Origin of the sequence: Polycyclovorans algicola TG408 (genome assembly GCF_000711245.1) — a bacterium.
Taxonomy (GTDB): Bacteria; Pseudomonadota; Gammaproteobacteria; order Nevskiales; family Nevskiaceae; genus Polycyclovorans; species Polycyclovorans algicola.
Genome location: NZ_JOMH01000001.1, coordinates 3557094 through 3576472, shown reverse-complemented (window position 1 = coordinate 3576472; position 19379 = coordinate 3557094). Strand labels below are relative to the sequence as shown.

The 19379-nt window shown below is 57.5% G+C and carries 20 protein-coding genes; 11 read left to right on the top strand and 9 right to left on the bottom strand.

What is annotated here, in order from left to right:
- Positions 1 to 33: 33 nt before the first annotated feature.
- Together U741_RS0117000 and U741_RS0116995 are read right to left on the bottom strand one after the other, a co-directional pair.
- A complete protein-coding gene (locus U741_RS0117000) occupies positions 34 to 1041 on the bottom strand; it encodes a hypothetical protein (protein ID WP_152551663.1) in 1008 nt (335 codons plus the stop codon).
- Positions 1025 to 1375: a helix-turn-helix domain-containing protein gene (locus U741_RS0116995; protein WP_029891643.1), complete on the bottom strand. Its 351-nt coding sequence runs from the start codon at positions 1373 to 1375 to the stop codon at positions 1025 to 1027. The genes U741_RS0117000 and U741_RS0116995 overlap by 17 nt, the downstream gene beginning before the upstream one ends.
- A 95-nt stretch (positions 1376 to 1470) precedes the next feature.
- Here U741_RS0116995 and U741_RS0116990 point away from each other — a divergent pair, with 95 nt between their 5' ends.
- Together U741_RS0116990 and U741_RS19095 are read left to right on the top strand one after the other, a co-directional pair.
- Positions 1471 to 3195, top strand: coding sequence for an immunity protein CdiI family protein (locus tag U741_RS0116990; RefSeq protein ID WP_029891642.1), 1725 nt, complete (start codon positions 1471 to 1473; stop codon positions 3193 to 3195).
- Positions 3192 to 4121: a putative molybdenum carrier protein gene (locus U741_RS19095; protein WP_084154983.1), complete on the top strand. Its 930-nt coding sequence runs from the start codon at positions 3192 to 3194 to the stop codon at positions 4119 to 4121. Before U741_RS0116990 ends, U741_RS19095 begins: the two co-directional genes overlap by 4 nt.
- Before the next feature lie 900 nt (positions 4122 to 5021).
- On the opposite strand, the gene U741_RS0116980 is transcribed toward U741_RS19095, so the two are convergent.
- The 3 genes from U741_RS0116980 to U741_RS19090 form a co-directional block, all read right to left on the bottom strand.
- Positions 5022 to 5654 (bottom strand): SOS response-associated peptidase, encoded by a 633-nt coding sequence (locus U741_RS0116980; RefSeq protein ID WP_029891640.1) that lies wholly within the window; start codon positions 5652 to 5654, stop codon positions 5022 to 5024.
- A 90-nt stretch (positions 5655 to 5744) separates the two neighbouring features.
- On the bottom strand, positions 5745 to 5930 hold the full coding sequence (locus U741_RS0116975) for an H-NS family histone-like protein (protein WP_029891639.1): 186 nt from the start codon (positions 5928 to 5930) through the stop codon (positions 5745 to 5747).
- Positions 5931 to 6059: 129 nt separating this feature from the next.
- The gene (locus U741_RS19090; protein WP_161776269.1) at positions 6060 to 6809 is read right to left on the bottom strand and encodes an endonuclease; all 750 of its coding nucleotides are present in this window, start codon (positions 6807 to 6809) and stop codon (positions 6060 to 6062) included.
- 637 nt (positions 6810 to 7446) lie between these two features.
- Between U741_RS19090 and U741_RS0116960 the strand changes: the two genes are divergently transcribed.
- From U741_RS0116960 to U741_RS0116950, 3 genes are all read left to right on the top strand, one after another.
- The gene (locus U741_RS0116960; RefSeq protein WP_200872753.1) at positions 7447 to 7905 is read left to right on the top strand and encodes a LexA family protein; all 459 of its coding nucleotides are present in this window, start codon (positions 7447 to 7449) and stop codon (positions 7903 to 7905) included.
- A gap of 89 nt (positions 7906 to 7994) precedes the next feature.
- A complete protein-coding gene (locus U741_RS0116955; protein WP_084154979.1) occupies positions 7995 to 9341 on the top strand; it encodes a Y-family DNA polymerase in 1347 nt (448 codons plus the stop codon).
- 28 nt (positions 9342 to 9369) lie between these two features.
- A complete protein-coding gene (locus U741_RS0116950) occupies positions 9370 to 10068 on the top strand; it encodes a hypothetical protein (protein ID WP_084154977.1) in 699 nt (232 codons plus the stop codon).
- A gap of 46 nt (positions 10069 to 10114) precedes the next feature.
- Here the strand turns inward: U741_RS0116950 and U741_RS0116945 are convergent, their stop codons facing one another.
- Positions 10115 to 10354: a hypothetical protein gene (locus tag U741_RS0116945; RefSeq protein WP_152551662.1), complete on the bottom strand. Its 240-nt coding sequence runs from the start codon at positions 10352 to 10354 to the stop codon at positions 10115 to 10117.
- A gap of 782 nt (positions 10355 to 11136) precedes the next feature.
- On the opposite strand from U741_RS0116945, the gene U741_RS19455 reads away from it, so the two are divergent.
- On the top strand, positions 11137 to 11295 hold the full coding sequence (locus U741_RS19455) for a hypothetical protein (RefSeq protein WP_161776267.1): 159 nt from the start codon (positions 11137 to 11139) through the stop codon (positions 11293 to 11295).
- Positions 11296 to 11323: 28 nt separating this feature from the next.
- Positions 11324 to 11740: a hypothetical protein gene (locus tag U741_RS0116935; RefSeq protein WP_029891632.1), complete on the top strand. Its 417-nt coding sequence runs from the start codon at positions 11324 to 11326 to the stop codon at positions 11738 to 11740.
- An 818-nt stretch (positions 11741 to 12558) separates the two neighbouring features.
- Here U741_RS0116935 and U741_RS0116920 read toward each other — a convergent pair.
- Positions 12559 to 13116 carry a hypothetical protein gene (locus U741_RS0116920; RefSeq protein ID WP_152551661.1) on the bottom strand — a complete coding sequence of 186 codons (558 nt, stop codon included), beginning with the start codon at positions 13114 to 13116 and terminating at the stop codon, positions 12559 to 12561.
- Between the two features lie 263 nt (positions 13117 to 13379).
- Between U741_RS0116920 and U741_RS0116915 the strand changes: the two genes are divergently transcribed.
- Entirely contained in the window at positions 13380 to 14387 is a 1008-nt protein-coding gene (locus U741_RS0116915) for a helix-turn-helix transcriptional regulator (RefSeq protein WP_052378930.1), read from the top strand.
- Positions 14388 to 14449: 62 nt separating this feature from the next.
- On the top strand, positions 14450 to 14758 hold the full coding sequence (locus U741_RS0116910; RefSeq protein ID WP_029891627.1) for a cyclic-phosphate processing receiver domain-containing protein: 309 nt from the start codon (positions 14450 to 14452) through the stop codon (positions 14756 to 14758).
- A 119-nt stretch (positions 14759 to 14877) separates the two neighbouring features.
- On the opposite strand, the gene U741_RS0116905 is transcribed toward U741_RS0116910, so the two are convergent.
- Positions 14878 to 15918 (bottom strand): metallophosphoesterase, encoded by a 1041-nt coding sequence (locus U741_RS0116905; RefSeq protein ID WP_029891626.1) that lies wholly within the window; start codon positions 15916 to 15918, stop codon positions 14878 to 14880.
- Positions 15919 to 16036: 118 nt separating this feature from the next.
- Between U741_RS0116905 and U741_RS0116900 the strand changes: the two genes are divergently transcribed.
- Positions 16037 to 18133, top strand: a complete 2097-nt coding sequence (locus U741_RS0116900; RefSeq protein WP_029891625.1) for an AAA family ATPase — start codon at positions 16037 to 16039, stop codon at positions 18131 to 18133.
- A 190-nt stretch (positions 18134 to 18323) separates the two neighbouring features.
- Here the strand turns inward: U741_RS0116900 and U741_RS0116890 are convergent, their stop codons facing one another.
- Positions 18324 to 18629: a hypothetical protein gene (locus tag U741_RS0116890; protein WP_161776265.1), complete on the bottom strand. Its 306-nt coding sequence runs from the start codon at positions 18627 to 18629 to the stop codon at positions 18324 to 18326.
- Positions 18630 to 18658: 29 nt separating this feature from the next.
- Here U741_RS0116890 and U741_RS18755 point away from each other — a divergent pair, with 29 nt between their 5' ends.
- Positions 18659 to 19159 (top strand): PEGA domain-containing protein, encoded by a 501-nt coding sequence (locus U741_RS18755; protein WP_152551660.1) that lies wholly within the window; start codon positions 18659 to 18661, stop codon positions 19157 to 19159.
- The last annotated feature ends 220 nt before the right edge of the window (positions 19160 to 19379 follow it).

The window sequence follows — 19379 nt, the reverse complement described above, 5'->3', positions numbered from 1 at the left end:
GGCGTTGCCTGGGATAGGTCAGCGGCATTGCCCCTAGAGGTCCTCACTTTCTATTACGGTATGTGAGGTCGGGTTAAAGCTATCAAGGCCCCTGATTCCGGCGAGCGAAGTCGGTGTGGTCAGTGCCGCCGCTTCGTAGTGCCTGAACCATGGAATGCCCCGCTTGCGGTACTCGTCTTCAGAGATCGGCGCAGTGGGGCAGGGCCTACCGGCGACATGCTCCCAAACGCGCGCATCGACCAGATGAAAAAAGCAACGCAATGACAGATCCTCCATCCATGCCCGCGGACCATATGGATCTTTCTCGATGGCTTGCCGAATCTTTCCGCCAGCCGCCATTCCCATCTCCGAATCGGCCTGACCGGATCGAGAAAACGCAATTTCGTTGTACGGAGTGTGTTCATCAACACCGATCCGGTCTCCTCGCAACCTGCGCTCCATGTCGCGACGGACCTTGGCCTCAAAACGTTCTCGACCAATCTGCCGCCAGTGAAATGCGGGCTTCATCGGTACTACCTTGATCTGAAGCCCGCCCCACTCGGCCTGACCCGTCAACTGCTCTTCGACCGTTGCACCGGCGCCCAGCTTCGTTGCCACAAACTGCCGCACAGTACGAGGATCGACACGGAATCCATCCAACCAGGGCTGAGCGGGAACAACAATGAAATTCTGGTTATTCGTGTTGATGCCGTCCTGCCATGACTCACCGGTCACGGCATTGATCTTGCCGGCTGCAATCATCAGTAGAAATGGATATTCCGCTTCAAAGGACAGCCACGCGGCCTCGGATGGCCACATCGGGATGGCGACGCCCTTGCGGACCCGCATCTGGGCAGTAGGGTTGGCACATTCACGCACCGGTACGACTGGGAAACGACCAAGACCGGCCGGCAAGTCGTACTCACGCCCGTCGTCAGCAACCTTCAGCGTGCGCTGAATGCCGAGCTTGAAGACTGCCTGACTGTGAAGATCCTGAAAGCGAAAGGATATTTCGTCGAGATTCAGGGTAACGCCACGTTCGGTTTCACCATTCACCATCATCAACCTCTCTCACAATCGTCAGTAGCGCGTCATCCGGCAAGTCTTTTAGCGATCTGATCAGCGTCGCAAACAGCTTGGGACGACGGCGAATGATCTGGAGCAGGTCGGTCGATACTTTCCCTGCCATCGCCAACAAGATGTCTTCGTCCTCCCCGACCTCGCGAGCCAGCTTGCGAACTGTCTCCTCGCCGGGAGGCGGGAATTCATCCCGCTCAATCTTTGACAGGTATGCGGGCTCTACGCCGACTCTCTGCGCAACCTGACGCAAGGAGAAGCGGCGATCCTGAAGGCGACAGGACTCACGGCGACGACGTAGATGGGTGCCAAATGTCATGTGTAGTGTATGGTACACAGAACACGCAATTTAGCAACTGCGACCGATTCGCCATCATGGCGACACTCAATGCAAGAGCCTCCCGAGGAAGAGAGATGATCAACATTGAAAGGCTGATGGACGCGCTCCCCGTATCGGGGCTGAGCCCAGCGAGAATCGCCTGCCTGAGCGGCATCGTTGAGGGGCCAAACGAAAATCAGTGGCGCCACACGATCAACTTGATCGAGCCCCCGGCGGGGATGCGCGGCACGCCCTTTGTCAATCCACGAAAGGCCCTCGAAGTGCTCCTTCTGGGGCAAGGACTCGCCGAGCAGGACGCGACATGGAGCGCCCAGGAAGCAGTAGGCCGAATGCGAAGTGATCTAGGTGAAGACCTCTGGATCGTTCCTTTCGATTTTTTTGATCCAGATCCCGATGAATGCATCCCCGTTCAAAAATTTGTGTCGTGGCTTCGCAATGAGCACCTCGCAGACGGCGAGAGTGTCCATTCTGCGAAGAGCAGCCTGAAAGCGGTCTGCGGATCAACCACCGGGCCTGTACTTGTTCCCCGCGACTTGCTTGATTTCATAGAGAAGGCCGCTGAAGTGACGCGACACGCCGCCATATTCCGAGGACCAGACAGTCCTGAAAGTGGCTGGTCGCTGGAGACGCTGCCACCCGTTGCGCCACCCCAAGCAATGATTGAGTTCGTGCCCGGACCGCCATGGCCAGAAGAGGGGGATTTCGACAACTGGAATGATGTTCGAAGGCCGATCTGGCGCTGGCGCGAGTCCATACGGGCGCCCGCATTGGCTCTGGAGCGAGCGCTTGGTGAGGCGGTGTACTACTTCGCAGATCCTCGCTGTGACCACGACGACGATGCGGCACATCGGTTTCTGCTGCTTCATTGGTGCTGCAGCACGAAACCCGAGTCTGCGTATGTGCGCTACCTGCTCAAGATCAGCGGTGGCAGGGACGTGGAAGAGCTCAAAGCAGCACTCATCGAGCCGACTGCATATCGCCATCCGTACAAGATGAACTGTGCTTTCTATGGGCTGGACCCCTTGATATGTCGCTTCGAGTACGTGCCCCCTGAAACGCGCAAACGTCTCGTCATCGTTTTCTCAACACCGGAATCAAGGAATGTTGCTGAATGGCTTCTGGAGCAGAAGATCAACATGGACGTTTGCATCGTGGCGCCGCAGTCATTGGCCACCGAGGAGTGGATCGATAAGGCGACGCGCAACTGCCGAACCTCGGGCTTCCGTTACCAAAAGGGAAAGTCGCTGAAAGAACCGCTGGAAACACTTGCGCTTGCGGATGAACTTTGCGTGATTGCCAATGAACGGACTCCATCATCCGGTTTCGACTTGATGCTTCCAGATGACGTGGAGGATTTGCTTTGGCTCAGCCTCGAATTGGGCATCAAGTGTCAGTACTTCTATGTTGATCGACGGCAATTGAACAACCCCAAAACCTCCCTAGCGCAGCGAGGTGCTGCTGAGCGCGTTGCTGTGCGACAGAATCAACGCAGTGCGTTCACGCGGCGCCTCAGCGGCATCCGGATCGAGTGCGACTTCGGTAGCAGCGGGCTCTGGACCTTGGATGGGAAAATGCTGCCGTACGACCTTGTTGATCTCCCGTTCTCCCTGATTCAGCAAATCGCGCGCTGGCAATACGAGTACGACGCAACCTTTGATCCCCCAAACCATGTGGGCAGCGATGAATGGTGGGAGCGCCATCGCCAGAAGGCCGTGGAACTCACCGAGGCATTGCAGGAGGCACTTCAGGACCAAGCTGACCGAAGTGGGGACGACTCGGTCATTGGTGCTTCGAAATGAATGACGACAACCGAACCGGTCCCACCAACACGGAGGTCCCCATCCTTACGGTTATGGCGGAGTATGGAAATGCGCCATTTCTGTGGATCAGTCGCGATGGGGGGCGAGACGGGGTCGGCCCAAATATTTGTGATGGCAGCTCTTGGGACCCCTCGTTCCCAATGTCAGAAGGACTATGGCGGAAGTTCGCTGACTGGGCTATTGATTTTGACCGGACATCATTCTTTACCGCCGAATTCGATGACGCCGACTGGGACTGGCGCGTCTTCCATGCCCGCGGGCTGCAGCTATCTCAATGGTTGAAGGAGGAGGTCGGTAGCGCCTATCGCGTGATTTACGAAAAACCCGTTGAAGACCCCAATCATCGAGTTGATGAGCGCACTGAAATTGAGCGCATCGGCAACTTCAAGCCGCTTGCCGTGCATCGAAATGCCGACAAGGAACCTGTCCGCTTTTGCGAGAAGATCATTTCTGGCGGTCAGACAGGGGCTGATCGCGCAGCCCTGGATTTTGCAATCCTGCATCGTTATGTCCACGGTGGCTGGGCGCCACGCGGGCGCGCAGCAGAGGACGGCGCCATCGCCCTGAAGTACCAGCTCACAGAAGTCACTGATGGCGGCTACCGGCAGCGGACCCGCCGAAATGTGGCAGACAGCGACGGCACGCTGATCGTTAATATTGGTGAACTCAGCGACGGCACCTACGCCACAAAAGTCTTCGCGCAGAAGTTGGGCAAACCTTGCCTGGTTCTGCAAGCTGATGACGGTGTTCACGCGCACAACGCACTCGCCGTAGTTGCCTGGCTGCGCAGGCACGGAATTCAAATCTTGAACGTTGCCGGCCCGCGTGAATCGAAACGACCCGGCATCTACCGCCTGACCCGACAACTGCTTGAGGTCATGCAGGAGTCGCTCGTTTCAGAGTGACCCGAAAACTCTGCGCAGGCCCCTCCGCAAAGAGAAATGCCCGAGACGGGCTCCAAATCAGACATGACACCTGCGGATGAGATCGATTTGACGCCAGAAGCGGTTTCTGGCGTACTTGCAGGGCTGGTTTGGTCCGCAAGAGTTTCTTGAGGCCGGTTCGACATTGAGGTTTCTGGCCTCGCCCGGTAGCTCAGTCACGGTGGACCGACTCGTCGAAGGTTGAGTAGTGGTGGCGGTACTCGAAAGGGGCCGGCCAGACTGGGAAACAAGGCTCAGGCTGGCGCTTCGACCACTCCAGATCAGCTCTCCGTGCAATTGACCAATAGCGTAGCGATGGGCCAAAATCGTCCCAATCCCGCTGGTGTTCCCGGACGTACGGACAGGGTCTTTGGCATTGTTCCCAGCGGGTGCTTTCTTCCATGCGTAACCGTCCACCATCTTGACGCTGCGGTAATGATCAAGCGTTGAGAAGAGGGATGTTGTTGTGGATCTTCGATGGCCGCAGTCCGTCGAGCATGTGGATGGGATGGTCGGCAATGCGTTCGAGGACGTGGCGTAGATAGGCTTAGGGATTAATGCCGTTGAGTTTGGCGGCGCCGATGAGGCTGTGGAGATTTTCCGGATGCACGCTCCCCAATTCCCCAACCGCCGCTTGAACTTTCAGCTCTTAGTTTGCTTCTTGATGCGACGGGTCTCACCGTCGGGCTAACCGTGCGGCTGAACGTGGTCAGCTAGGCCCGCAAACATCACCTCCGCGATGGACAGCATCACACCAGCGAAGCTACGTCTGGACTTGCCGCAGTAGCCAGATTTGGTCGGCCACTCAACTTATTTGCTCGTCAATAACCGATCGAACTTCATGTTGAGGCCGCATGCGACCGTGCCCAGTCAGTGATGGGTTCACGGCGACCCAGCTCGCGCCGCCGCCTCGTCCACGAACTCGCTGCCGTCAAAAAGCTCGATAAACCCCTGTCGATCCGTGGCTCGCTGCGCCCTGAGCCAATCCGACCTGGTGTCGTCCCCCAACACCACCACCGACCGCTTCTCATCTTCGGGTCCATGCATCCTGGCCATGATGGGATGCCCTGCAGCGGCCAGCGTCAGTAGTGTGAAGGACATCCGCGTGGGTCCCGGATCATCCATCCGCCGCTCCCACAGTCCTGCAAGCCAGAAAGGTTGTCCGTCCTTGCGTTTGATGGCGTGACGAACAGCCTTTCCAGTCTCGTAGTTGGGCTCATAGAAGCATTGCACCGGGATGGCCGCCAACTGCCCGTTGCGCCAGGCCGATCTGAAGCTGGGTTTGCTGGACACGGTTTCTGATCGGGCGTTGTAGGTCATCCGTGCCAACTTGGGCTGCGCCCAATGCGGGACCAGCCCAAAGCAGGCGAGATGAATCCGGTTTGGATCGCTACTCGTGAGGATCGGCGCCACCTGACCCGGATACACCTCGGATTTGTACTGCGCGCCCTCAGCAATGTCGAAACCCCACGCCAGCAGGGTTTCGAGCGGCGGCGGTTGGAAGTTGGCGCACATGATCGGTTGCCTCCCGGTCTGGCTGGCTTACTACGACTATGTGGCACCTGAAGCGTCGCCACAGCCGATCATGGCACCTCTACCAGGACATCAGTCCGCGTTGCGGTCGCGTTTCCACTTCCGGAGATCGGCGATGGTGATGCCGTTGCTGTCCATCTGTTCGAGGATATCGAGGACCTTCTGCTTGCGTTCTACGGCCTTGATCATCCGGGCCTGTGCTTCGAGGGCTGCAATGCGTTCCTGCAGCTCTTTGTAACTGAGGGGTGTCGCGGTCATACGATCCTTTAATGGGGGCAAGATCAATTCAGCCTGGTTGGTCAGGGCTGGTCCGGGTACGGCTTACAGCCGCGCAACTGCTCAACCAGACAAGTTGGTTGTTGATTCCATCGTCAGCCAACCCGGCGCTCAGTACAACGCCACAAACGGGTTGGAAACCCCGATGGCCTTGGCCAGCCGCTGGTCACGTTCGATCTCGAAGGCATCCGGCGGAAACTGCCGGTTCCAGGCATCAAACACCCGGCGCTGTGAACGACCAATGCGATGGCCGTAGCGGTCTTCCATGTAGAAATAGATCCGGGCGATCTTGCCCTTGACCAGATCCGGCGGCTCGATGAAGCGACCGCCGTCGGCTCTGGCGACCCGGAACCCGCACCCGAGAACCACCGGGTCCTCTGTTCCTGAAGCAACCATCCCAAAGCGATGATTGGAGCGGATTCGGTTCAATGCTCCGATCACCGGAATCAGGTTGTGCGGATCGGCCTCCATCATCCGGAAGGTCTTATCGACTCTGCCGCAGTGATCGCGTCCAGAGGTGCCTGACGGGGGATTGCGCCAACAGGCACGCTGACGACCGAAATCGGAAGCCGGAACGACATGCTCCCACTCAATGCTGTCCTGAAGGTCTTGGTACAGCGCTGTCCGCATTGGGCAGGACTTCACATCGACAGTGAGGGATCGATCGAAAGAGCAGCCGCAATAACGGTCGGTGCGTACGTCGAAATACACATCCCTTTCGAGCAGACGCTTGGCGGCGTCGAAGCTGGTGGGAAAGCCCTTGGCTTCCAGGATGATGTCCTGAGGCGCGGGGCTGGTCGTGGGCTTGGCCACAGCAGTTGGCGTAACCACCTTTGCAGCGGCGGGCGCAGCAGCCGTCATGGCTTCTGACGTTGGCGTTGGACTGGACTTTGTCGACGGTCGCGAGGTTGGCGCGGGGCTTGGACGCGCTGTCGGTTTGGGGACTGGTCGTGCAGTTGCTGCCGGGGCTGGCGCTTCTGCCGCAACCGATCTCGTCTCAGGCGTTGAGGTGGTGTCCGCAGCCCGATCAATCTGCGCATCAGTCGTGAGCGCTGTCAGCGTCCGCTGCGCCCACGCCGACCCCGGCTCGGAACGCACGAACGCCGTCGCCACCACGATCACAAACACCACCCACAGCACAGGAATGACTCGCGCAATGCGCGATGGTCCGTGTCGGACAGGCGCCGCCTTACGGCTGCGACGCCTCGGCGTTGCAGCCTTGGTTTTTCTTTTGGGCATGGGGATCAAGTCGGCGCCGGGGCGCACCGACTCGGGAACAGGATCGGGAGGACGCTATTGTCCTGTTTAACTGTGGCGGTTGCTTAAGAGCAGGTAGGCCGACTGACCGCCGGGGCTGATTTAGCGAGGGTCGGCCGCTGTGACACCTTGTTCGGCAGCGGCAGCCGTGAGACTGTACATCCAGTCAGTCCCCGTTTCTCTGGTCATCCCCATGCAGCCGTTGCACCTCTCTGCCATCGCCGACACGCCGCGATATGTCATGCGCAGAAGTGCCAATGCGGCGCATCTAGGCGTTGCCCATCCCGAACCCATGGCACAGCGCCTGCCGCTGATTGCCTCGCCGTCTCCGCAGGCGGGCTTTCCCTCACCAGCGGCTGACTACGTCGAGGAGACTCTCGATCTGAACGAGCTGATGGTTCGTAACCCGCCAGCAACCTTCTTCGTCCGGGTGCGTGGTGAGTCGATGGTCGATGCCAAGGTCTTCGAGGGCGATGTCCTGTCGGTGGATCGATCTATCGACCCGCGACCGGGGCACATCGTTGTGGCCAGCTATTCCGGTGATCTGTATGTGAAGCGGCTCTCAAGGCTGGCCGGTGGGCGCCTGGCGCTGGTGTCCGAGAATGCCGCCCTGCGGGATGAGTACCCGATTCTGTATCTCGACCAGGCTGAGGACTGCACGCTGTGGGGTGTGGTTACCGGCTCAGTGCGGCGGTTCTAGGCCAGCGGCGGTAGCGGCTCAGACGGGGTGTTGCGTTGCTCGCTCGGCGTCTCACGGTTTGAGACAGGTGCCCGATAGCCTCCCTCGTCATGGACAAGATCACCCCATCCAGCATCGACACAGACGGCCTCGTGACCAGATCGCGGCCAGGGCCGCAAACTCGTTTTGCCCTCGTCGATGTCAACAACTTCTACTGCAGTTGTGAGGCGGTGTTCGATCCCCGGCTCGCCGGTAAGCCGCTGGTGGTGCTGTCGAACAACGACGGTTGCGTGGTGGCCCGCTCTGCTGAAGCCAAGGCCATGGGTATCAAGATGGGCCAGCCTTGGCATCAGGTACCCAGAGAGCTGAAGGCTCAGGGACTGCAGGCCCTGTCCAGCAACTACACCCTGTATGCCGATATGAGTCACAGGGTGATGACCATCCTCGGGGGCATGGCACCCAGACAAGAGGTCTACTCCATCGACGAGTGTTTCCTCGATTTCTCCGGGATGGGATTGATCACCACCTCCCTTCGAGATCATGGCCTGCTCATCCGCAATAGGATTCAGCAGTGGACGGGTCTCACCGTCTGCGTTGGTGTCGGTTCCACCAAGACCCGCGCCAAGCTCGCAAACCACATCGCCAAGAAGAACCCTCAATGGGCAGGGAGCTTTGATCTGGAATCCCGCTCCAGTGACGAACAGCAGCACTGGCTGTCCTCACTGGATGTCGGCGAGGTCTGGGGTGTGGGCGGAAGACTCACTGCCCAGCTGAAGGCCATGGGCATCCACACCGTGCAGGATCTGAAGGATGCCAACCCCAAGCGGATTCGATCTCACTTCTCCGTGGTGCTGGAACGCACCGTCAATGAGTTGAACGGCATCAGCTGTCTCGACCTTGAAGAGCTGTCACCGAAGAAGCAGCAGATCCTGTCCTCCCGCAGCTTCGGCAAGCAGGTCACTTCTGAGGCAGACCTCAGGGAGGCCGTGCTGACCTATCTGGCCCGTGCGGCCGAGAAGCTGCGGGCGCAGGGCTCCATTGCCGGGATGCTGCAGGTGGGCATTCGCACCAATCCCTTCAAGCCCGATACGCCGCAGTACCACAAGGCCCTCAGCTGCAAGCTGGCAGAGGCCACTGACGACACGCTGGTGCTAGGTCAGTACGCCGTGCGAATGCTCAGGCAGCTCTACCGGGAGGGCTTCGTCTACCAGAAGGCATCGATCATGCTCAGCGATCTCAGCCCCAGAACCGAGCGGCAGATCACGCTGTTCGAGGACACGGCAGGCCGAGAGAAGCGGGAACGGCTGAACGCCACGCTGGACACCATCAATCGCCGCTACGGCAGCCGCACGCTGCAAACGGCCGGTGCCGGCATCCACAAGACTTGGAGCATGAAGCGCGGCAACCTGTCGGCGGCGTACACGACGGATTGGCGGTCGCTGCCGACTGTGCAGTGAGCAAAAACCATCACACCAGAAGCATCGAGTGACGAGTGATCAGGCCATACACACGCACAACCTCAAGCGCATTCACCTGCAACGCCTGCGGCAGATATACCGATCTGCAGGATGGCCATGCCTCGATACCATCGAAATCGACCTGATCGCCGCAGGGCTGCTGGAGCGGATCAATCCGGAAGGTCGACCCGAGTACCTGAGGGTCAGTGATACCGGCATGCAGGTGCTGGCCGAATCACTGAACACCAACCGGGCGGCCTATGACGCCCATGAGGCGCTGGTCAGAAAAGTGGCAGAGCATCAGATCGAACAAGGCCGTATTGCCTACCTGGACCTGACTCTGCTCAGCAAACCCGGTGAGGACTGGCAGCACTCGAAACCGGATGTGTTCTCGATTCGGAAAACCACTTCAGAGAAGTACCTCGAACCGATCATCTTTGAGGTGAAGGTCCGGCGGGCTGATCTGTTGGGTGACCTCAAAAAGTCCGCGAAGCATCAGGGCTATCTGGCCGCTGCCGGACAGTGCATCTACGTGCTGGCGGCAGGCATCGCAAAGCCAGAAGAGATTCCGGAGTGCTGCGGGGTAATGGTCGAGGAAGGCGACAGGCTCATGACAGTGAGAGCAGCACCGAGAGCGGAGCCGTTCATACCGACCGTATCGACGTGGATGAGTCTGGCCAAGGCCACGCCGTACAGGTCGCAGCGGTTTCGGGGGGAGATGTTGTGATGAAGGCAAACCGCAGGACACCGCAACCGATTAGCCGGACACCAGACTATCCAGCAGCAAACCCTGACGACTCGATCTGCTTACGCAGGCGGGTTCGGGAACGCCAGCGATCTCGCTCCTCTTCAAAGAGCGCGATGCCTTCATCGAGGGTCAGCTCACCCTCTTCGATCCGTTCACAGATCGCGTGGCGCTTCTTGTTGACCGCACTGTCGTCGCGACGGTCGGCAGAAGTCACCATCACACTCCCCATTAGTTCGCGACACTCGACCTTGATGGCGGTGTTCAACGCAGTGGGGGATGCAGTTAAGAACCGTTTGATGTGTCACGGTGAATCGCCATCAACCGATATCGCAATGACTGCGTCGTTCAGGGTAAAGTCGGGTAGCTCAATGGCGCGGTTAGCTCTGCGACCGTTAGCACTGTAGCTACGGCTTGAGTCGTCTATACATGGGCCAGCAACGCTCAAGGCTTGGCCAGCCAATCAAGGTACGTGCCGATTGGCAAGGCACGACCATTTTTGACGTGGCAGCATGGGATCGTGATGGCATGAATCTACACCGCTAAATTGCCGTGATTACAGCGATGGTCGTCAATGCTTTGGGTCTGCTGCAACAATCCGTTGACGAGATCAGCATGTCGGCCATCTTGTCGGAGTATCCAGAAGGCACAGGCGTGCCAACCGAACGACACGCCGCATCTGGGCGCTTCAAGTCGCGGAGTTATATATAAGCCCGTGAATTGAGGTCCTTGGCTGTAACCATTCTCTAAATGGCTGACAAAAGATGAAAGAAAAAAATAAAGCGACCCTCATCATTGAATCTAATGGCAGCGCAGTGATCCGACTCTCACCGGGTTTAACGCGAGTTTGGCAAGAATCGATCGGACGAAAAACTACAGAAGAAATAAATTCGGATTGCGAGCCCAGCGGATGCACGCTCTCGCTTTCTATAAATGCAATAGAACTTCCCGATGTGGATGTTTACTTTGATGGCGAGTTGCTAACGTAATCTTCGATGTAAAGCAAATAAAGCGGTAAATCATTGATGCAGTTCCAACAAGGAGTGTGATATGACGCATGATGAGGCTAACGAAATCTTCGGCAATTGGTACAACGCCTGCATTGAGAATGGCATATCCCCTGAGGACGTTGTAAAGCAGATTGGCGGAATGGCCTTGATCACTGACGAGGATCTGGTCGAGAAACTTGAAAATGAAGGTTTGATCTGACCCAATTCTATTTCGAGCGGAACAAAACATGCCAAAGATATATTTGAATATTGTCGGTCAGGGCTCAGAGCAGGTTGAGAAAGAGGTTGTCGATATTTTTTCTAACCCGCAGAAGCTCGAGGAGGCGACAAGATTTAAGTTGAAGGCTGTCTCCCTGAGCATTGCTCTGAGGGAAGGTAATGCCAGTGAAATTGTTGGCTATGCGTCGATTAAGCCCGATGATGCGGTAGCGGGATCTCTCGGTTGGTTGTTGAATGGGAGTTCCCTAACAGTCTCAGCAGGTGGGGTGTTCATAGCTAATGTCCCCAAAGCTGTGTTGGATAAGTTCAAGGGTGGTGGGCTTCAGGTTGAGGTAGAGCAGTTCTGGATACTCGGTGAAAGCTTTCCATCTGGAGACGGCTTTAAGGTTCTTGAGGCAAGTGTTAAAAAACCAAAGATATCTTAGTGTTTGCCCCGAGCCGGTTTGAGAGGAAAGTGCAGGAAACCTGCACTCCAGTTCATTCATGACATTAATTTCAGGAGAATTTATGGAACTGTATTTGCGAGCCACATCAGATAAACAATTTCACACTGCTATTGCGTATAAAGATGTTGAGGGTGAAGATGGCAATTTGATCGTAGGAGCCTATTTTTGATTCATTGGTGGGGGAGAGCACGAGAGTGGATTCTTCTTCATCGATGTTGAAAATGATGAAGAAAGTGTTCTGGAGTTCGATGACATCGAAGAGCATGAGCACTCTGAAATCTTCAATGAGATGATGGGAATCTGTGGCGCCTTTTCAGATGACGAGGATTCGTTCACTCTTACAGAGAAGGGGGTGGAGCTCATCAAAAAAGCCGATGATGACGATGGGGAATTCGTCTACATGACCGATGGGTTCGATGGCGACTCCCTTGGTCAGGTGAGTGAGAGTTGGCCTTTACACGTAAAGTTTGAATACTAAGGGTGATTCTATGGTTCGGGGCTCGTGATCGAGCCTTATTCCCTGTCGCCAGAATCTTGAAAAGAAACTTTTCGTGTCACCCCAACCAGGTGCGGAAGCGCACCTGGTTGGGGTTTAAGATGACCGAAATCTCGTTAAATTTGCAACGCAACCTCGTTTGGCCTGTTCGTTGAGGAAAGTTGGCCATTGGTGTGGTTTTGATGTCGATAGGTGCTTGATTAAATTGAATTGAAAGTTGTTGTAAAGCTGAAGAGAGCCAACAAAGGAGGCTGTTTGGCCCATGTAATGGCACGCTGCTTCGGCGTCTAATACAATCTTTCTAGCGGCCAAGCTCCCAGATGTAGATATCAAACACGCGTTGCTTAAACCACTCCGACTCGATCAGGTTATGGAATTCTTCATTTGACATAGCATCTGGGTCGAAATAGTAGTTTCTGACTTTTTCAAGAGCGAGGCAAGCCTCTGATATGCCCATCTGATGGGTTAGATAGAGCTTCTGCCATTCCGCGAAGAAATCCTGAATCGTGCAGCTTGTGCTCAGTTTGAGTGCGACGCGCGCCTGTTTGTCATAGATTCTAAAGCTCCCCTGCCAGCGCACCCACAACAGTTTGCTGGTTAGTGATAATAGCTTGCTATTTATCGAAAGGGCGATTCGCAATTTGTTTTCGGTTGCCTCGACAATACTAGCAACCTCAGGCACTGATTTGCTGCCTGGATTGTTTGTTGGCGCGTCAATGATTTTGCTGATTATTTTGAATCGATTTTTGTAGATATCCTCTGACGAAATTCTTAGACTTCTGGCAACTGAGAAGTAGCTAACCGACTCCTTCATTGAGTTTTCAAGTTCGGTTGCCCCTTTCGAGGCATTAGAGGTCAATCGCCGTTCATTCTCGAGCCACTGGTTCAAGTATCTCAGGGCACAAAAATCGTAAGTCAAGGTTCTGTTCATATTTCAGGTGAAGTCTTTATTATTTCTCAAGGGTAAGTATAACTACCGTTTGTATCGTTGGCCCCAAGGGCCACGTCGCTTATTCAAGCTTTCTGTGAGCACGTTCCGCAGTTCAACTTGAGTGACGTTAGCACCATGTAACGACCAAAAGTGACGTAACCTTTCGCAAGACTTATTCGATGACGGTTCCGATGCGCTACGAAAAGGCCGAGGTGATGCTCCAGATTGCGATGGACATGCAGGGGCGCTCGCAGGGGCTGTCCCTTCAGGATATCGCCGAGGGGTACTCGGATGAGCCGATCTCCAGGCGTACTGCCGAGCGGCTCAGGGACGCTGTGCTCAGGGTGTTCCCCGACCAAGTCGAAGAGCTGGTGGGGGCTAACAACACCAAGCGATGGCGCATACGGTCTTCATGGCTGCGTGGCCTGTATCAGATCGACCCCGTGATGCTTGCGAGCCTTGAAACCGGCCGCAAACTGCTGGAACAAGAGGGGCTCGTCGATCAGGCGCAGAACCTCGAGCGCCTCCGCGGGTTGCTCAACAGCCTCCTCCAACCCGAACAGCAGAGGGCGCTGGAACCGCAAGTCGAAGCGCTGACCATTGCAGAAGGGCTTGCGCTACGGCCGGGTCCTCGCGTCAGGGTCTCGACCGATGCGCTGGCGGTCATTCGTGAGGCGCTGCAGCAACAGCGGGTCGTGCGGGTGCAGTACCGGTACCGAAAGACCAATGTCCTTCGTACCTACGATCTCCATCCCTATGGCTTGCTCTACGGCCATCGGCACTACCTGGTTGGTAGTCGAACGCCAGGAGGCGCACCGAAGTACTTCATTCTCGGCAGGATCGAACACGCTGAGCTGCTCCGGCATGCAGTTATAAAGCCCGCCAAATTTAATCTGCAGCGCCATGCGGATCGGGCCTTCGGGATCTGGCAGGAAGATGCGGTTAACGTTCACTGGCGTTTCAAACCTGAAGCAGCCGAGGATGCCGCTGAGTTCATCTTTCATCCAACTCAAGTCACGGAGTGGGGTGACGACGGCAGCCTCCATGTGCGCTTCCGCTGTGGGGGCATCCAAGAAATGGACTGGCACCTCTACACCTGGGGCGACTCGGTTGAAGTGGTTGAGCCGGCTGAACTGCGGCGGCGCCACGGATCGGCGATACATACTCGGACTCCAGCGGATGCTCCGACTGATCTCTGACTTGGCTCAGAGGCCACCGGCCAAATGCACTTTCAGCCGGCTCTCAAGAGGGAAGCGCCTCAGTGAAAGTGTTCTTGGATGACGAGCGTCAGACGCCAGGCGGTTGGGACAGGGTCTACTGGCCCGATGAGGCCATCGCGCTGCTGGAAACCGGCGCTGTCACGGAGATCAGCCTGGACCATGACCTCGGTGACGATGCGCGCGGTACGGGATATGACGTTGTGCTGTGGATTGAAGAAGCGGTCGCCACGCGAGGTTTCATCGCCCCTCGCGTTCTCGTTCACTCAGCCAATTCGTCCGCCAGACAAAAGATGGCCCTTGGCATCCAGAGCATCACTGCGTTGATGGCTGCGCGCGGGGGCTCGCAATAGCGGCGAGTCTTGATGGCAAGCCCATGCTGTTGGCGCGTGCGGATCGTCGTCATCGATGCGGTGACCCCATGACTCGCTCGAAACCGACGAAAGAGTCTGTTCAGCGGTTCGCGCCACCGCTACCGCTGCGTCTGAACTGACTCCCCATCGTCGAACATCACGATCGCCTCGGGCCACCGGACGGCGCCGAGCCTGCACTCGCTGAAGTCGGTTTGCCCTTGTGCTCGTTTGTCGAAACGACTGCCTACAGAGAAGTCCACGCAGTAAGCGCTGGGCCGCGATCCTTGGGCGCCATACCAATGGTCGGGTCCCTGGGCATTTGTTGCCTTCCGCCAGTGATGCCCGTAAACGACGGCGACTTGGTCGGCGTATCGGTCCCACCAGTGAACCCGCCGAAGTAAGCGGGGCTTGCCGCCGGCGTGGAAGACCTCTCCGCTCATTTCTTCCTTCCCTGAAGTCAGCACCCTGACGGGGTTGCCGTTTTGCTCTAGCGCCTGATACCGCGCGAGCAGTGGGTAATCGGCGGGTGAGTGCAGTCCCAGTTCATCGGTAGGCAGTTCACGCAGTTGGTCAAACCGTCGGCATTCTTCCTCAAAACCGGACTGGGCGGCCACGGCACGAAGCTGCTCGTCGAGACGGCGCTGAAAATGATCAAAGCAGCTGGACCATCCGCTGTAATGTGCCGCGGTTGTTGTCAGCTCATTCAGCGATACCGGATCCCAGCACGCGTGGACGATCCGGAGGTCGGACCTCTCAGCGGCGATCGGCAGGCGGTCGAGCAGCGCAACGACTTCGGTGCGCTTGGTTGGCGGTAACGCCGGCGCATCCCGAAACTTGCCCTCAGCATGGTCGTGGTTCGGCTCAAAGAACCAGCCATTGCCTTCTTTTGCATCGCCACGGATCAGGTTCAGCTCGTGGTTGCCAATGACGCACACCACCCGACCATCGGCAACTTTGGGAAGCACCCAATCCAGCACGGCGGGGCTGCTCTCGCCTCGATCCACAAGGTCGCCGACGAAGACCAGTGTTCGCCCGTCTGGGTGGGTGCCGTCCTCCCGGTAGCCGAGATGTGCGAGCAGCGCCCGCAGCGCGCTCCATTCGCCGTGGACATCACCCACAACATCAAGGGCGCCCTCTGGCAGCTTTTGGATAACGTTCATCGTTGAGCAACGTGTAAGTCCGGTCCGCAGATGATCGCACGGGGTAACGACCGAATCTGACGTGGTGCCGATCTAGGCTTCTCTCATTCGCCAAGGCCCTTTCACAACGGAGAGATCGATGATCTACACCGACTTGCTTGCCTTGCGCGCCATTGCCCGTCTGTCCGCGAGCGTTCATTCAAGACGCCATCTGGACGCCCTCGATAACGCCCTGTCAGCTATCGAGCTGAGTTACGACGCGGACAGCAACGGCACTGAAACTGGCTGTGCTGACGACGCCATCGAGCGATCAGCGGCGGAGCTCGTCAGGCGCAGCACACGTCTTCTCGCGGCTGTTGAGTCCAGCGAAGCGGCGCACGCAAATCACCTTGTTCAGCTGCAAACACTGCAAAGCCGATTTGCGTTGCAGGCACACGAGGTCTCGCTGCTGGATCACCTGGCACATTGTCAGATGGGCGGGGCACTGCAGAGCTTGATGACGTCGATCGACGTGATGGGGTTCTACACCTCTGATGCGCGTGTCATGGGACTGATGGCAACAATTCTTAATGTTGGATCAGCGAGTCTTCGGCGAAGCCTTTGCGACAACGCCGCCATCATTGAAAACGGACTGGCAACCGTCGACGCTGATGGTGAATGTCGGATGTCCAGCCGTGTCACGACCTGGTTCGCGCAGTCGTCCGGTGGCGGCGAGGTAAGTGACATTGCTGCCTGCCTGCTCGGGCGCCCGGTCGATGCAACGTTGCAGTGGGAAGAAGTATCAAGTCATGTCGATGGCGCGCCATTGCTGCAGCGAATGCTGCTCGGGGCGCTCGACCGGGAAGAGCGCGGGATCAACGTGCTGATCCAAGGCTCACCGGGCACGGGGAAGACCGAATTCGTCAAATCGCTCGCCCGTTCAATAGGCGTTCCGCTGTTCCTGGCAGCAGAGTCTGATGAATACGGGGCTGAGCCAACCCGTAGTGAGCGCTTGGCGAGCCTGAAGCTTTCGGACCGGTTGCTGGGGGGACGGCAGGCGCTGCTGATGGCAGACGAAGCCGATGATGTGCTCGGCGCCGAAGGGATGGAACTTGCTAGGCTCTTTGGTGCGCGTCGGGTGACCGGCACGGGCTCGAAGGTCTACCTGAACAGGTTGCTGGAAACCAACCGCTGCCCGGTCATTTGGGTGTTGAACGACGCTACACAGCTCCCGAACACCATCCTGCGGCGCATGAGCGTGGTGATTGAAATGAATCCGCCGCCATTGGGTGTGCGACAGCGCATCTGGAACGATGCCGCGTCCACAAATCGGCTGACGGGTATCGAGCAAACGCTTGCCCGCTGTGCGGGCGACGCGCGCCTGTCACCCGCCATTGCCCACAACGCGATGCGCACCGTCAGTCTTGCCGGTGGGACAGCCGACCCAGACCTGAAGCAGGTGATCAGCGGCTTGGTTTCGCTGATCGCACCCCGAGCTGACGCATCTATGGAATCTGGCAGCGGCGCCCCTTGCTTCGACGCGGATCGGATCAACTGTCGGAGTCCTGACTGGGCGCTACTTAGGGAGCTTCAAGGCTGTCGTGAGACCCTTCGCCAGTCGCCGCTTTCGATTCTGATATCAGGCGTTCCGGGTACTGGAAAGTCGCTCTATGCGCGGCACCTCGGTGAGCAACTCGCCATGCCGGTTCACCTGCTTCGTCCGTCTGACGTCCTCGCGCCGATGGTGGGCGAAAGCGAGCAGCAACTCGCTGCAGCGTTCAGGCAGGCAATCCGCGATCAGTCACTGCTCGTTATCGATGAGGTGGACAGCTTTCTCTCCGGGCGACGTGCGGACTCAAAAACTTGGGAGCGCACCCTGGTAAATGAGCTGCTGACGCACCTCGAGCAACACCCCATCCCCATCGTCTGCACCACCAATCACCTTGAATGTATTGATTCCGCGGCGTTGCGCCGGTTCCTGTTTCAGCTTCGCTTCGACCCCATGACGCGCGTTCAATCGCAAAAGATCATCAAAACGCAGTGGGGCTTTCAGACCGACATTCGGCACATTCCAAGGGGATTGGTGCCTGCTGACATGACGAGGATCAACCAGCGCTATACCGTTCTTAGCATCACGCCAGACACATCGCGGGTGCTCCGCGATCTTGCTGAGATCAGCCGGGAGCGCGAGGGGACTCGTCACGACATCGGATTCGTTGCCACGCAAGCGCCGGAGCAACGTCATGTCACGGTTTAAGGTTTGGCATGACATCGCAGTTCGCCATTCTGCTCATGAGTTGCATGACGCACTGCAGGGCGCAGTTGAGCTTCGAGTTCAACCCGATGATGTGCAGTCTCCACAGGACTATGACCGACTGAGTTGTGACCGGGAAGTAACTTTCGCTGGGTACCGTGCTCGGTACCAGCGCTGGCATTGGGACGGCATCTCAGGCAGTACCCTGATCTTCTTGCTGCCCGACATGGCAACGCTCTCGGGTGAGGATCTCAAGCGACTCGTTGAGGGTGAGGGCGTAATCGTTGGAGAGGACTGGACGCGAACCGAACATGCGGGACAGGTCTTCTTTAACTTCGCGTTTGATGCCTGAGGGACTGGCGCAACCAATGGCGATAAAGAAATGCTGACCGAAATCTCGCTGGACTGACCGCTTCAGATCCCGAGCAGAGAGACGTCCGAAACTGACGTAGTCCAACACCACCATGGCGATCCGTTCATTGCGGACCGCCGGGGGCACGTTCCGGCACCGCACAAGGGAGTGTCGGCGTGAAAATAAAAATGGTCTCGGCAGTCGCCAGCGTGCTGCTGCTCAATGGCTGCGCAACCATCGTGACAGGCTCGACTCAGGACATCACGATTCTGTCTGAGCCCAGTGGTGCGACGGTGACGCGAAATGGCGCGAGCTATGGGGTTACGCCGCTCACGCTGAACCTCAAACGCAAGGAGAGCCCGAGCTTTGTTCTCAGGCGGCAAGGTTTTGAAGACACGATTCTCCACCCTGGGAAGGGTTCCAATGGCTGGGTGTGGGGAAACATCCTCGTCGGCGGATTGATTGGCCTTGCCGTCGACATGGGGACCGGCAGTCTCTCCAAGTTCGATCAGGACACCTATGTCGTTCGGTTGCCTCGGGAGCCCATGTCCCCTGCAGCGACGCTTGATCGACAGGGTGAGCCTTCCGTGTCCACTCCAATGCGTACAACGCTGACTGAGGGAGAAGGGCTAATCCTCTCAACGGGAGCTTCAACCATTAAGACGCGGGAGCCCTAGTCAGTGGATCAGGCAATGTTCCTAACACAGGACCGTTTGGCGATGATCCGCCGCCAATCCGTCCGCGGTCTGATGAGTGCGATCGCCAGATGGTGCAGAAGGGTGGCGGGGCTCTGTCTGCCGGGCAGATGGGTCAGGCGGGCGATACACGCGCTGCATCGCCAAGCTGAGGCAGCCACCAACCTACGGCCTGTTGAACACGGATTTGACCGGCTGATTG

What these genes read in the sequence shown, in the direction of transcription:
- U741_RS0117000 (WP_152551663.1), bottom strand. Translation starts at nt 1,041, where the DNA reads ATGATGGTGAATGGTGAAACCGAACGTGGCGTTACCCTGAATCTCGAC.
- U741_RS19090 (WP_161776269.1), bottom strand. Translation starts at nt 6,809, where the DNA reads ATGACGGCTGCTGCGCCCGCCGCTGCAAAGGTGGTTACGCCAACTGCT.
- U741_RS0116980 (WP_029891640.1), bottom strand. Translation starts at nt 5,654, where the DNA reads ATGTGCGCCAACTTCCAACCGCCGCCGCTCGAAACCCTGCTGGCGTGG.
- U741_RS19455 (WP_161776267.1), top strand. Translation starts at nt 11,137, where the DNA reads ATGACGCATGATGAGGCTAACGAAATCTTCGGCAATTGGTACAACGCC.
- U741_RS0116935 (WP_029891632.1), top strand. Translation starts at nt 11,324, where the DNA reads ATGCCAAAGATATATTTGAATATTGTCGGTCAGGGCTCAGAGCAGGTT.
- U741_RS0116960 (WP_200872753.1), top strand. Translation starts at nt 7,447, where the DNA reads ATGCGCAGAAGTGCCAATGCGGCGCATCTAGGCGTTGCCCATCCCGAA.
- U741_RS0116990 (WP_029891642.1), top strand. Translation starts at nt 1,471, where the DNA reads ATGATCAACATTGAAAGGCTGATGGACGCGCTCCCCGTATCGGGGCTG.
- U741_RS0116975 (WP_029891639.1), bottom strand. Translation starts at nt 5,930, where the DNA reads ATGACCGCGACACCCCTCAGTTACAAAGAGCTGCAGGAACGCATTGCA.
- U741_RS0116905 (WP_029891626.1), bottom strand. Translation starts at nt 15,918, where the DNA reads ATGAACGTTATCCAAAAGCTGCCAGAGGGCGCCCTTGATGTTGTGGGT.
- U741_RS0116900 (WP_029891625.1), top strand. Translation starts at nt 16,037, where the DNA reads ATGATCTACACCGACTTGCTTGCCTTGCGCGCCATTGCCCGTCTGTCC.
- U741_RS0116995 (WP_029891643.1), bottom strand. Translation starts at nt 1,375, where the DNA reads ATGACATTTGGCACCCATCTACGTCGTCGCCGTGAGTCCTGTCGCCTT.
- U741_RS0116915 (WP_052378930.1), top strand. Translation starts at nt 13,380, where the DNA reads ATGCGCTACGAAAAGGCCGAGGTGATGCTCCAGATTGCGATGGACATG.
- U741_RS0116955 (WP_084154979.1), top strand. Translation starts at nt 7,995, where the DNA reads ATGGACAAGATCACCCCATCCAGCATCGACACAGACGGCCTCGTGACC.
- U741_RS19095 (WP_084154983.1), top strand. Translation starts at nt 3,192, where the DNA reads ATGAATGACGACAACCGAACCGGTCCCACCAACACGGAGGTCCCCATC.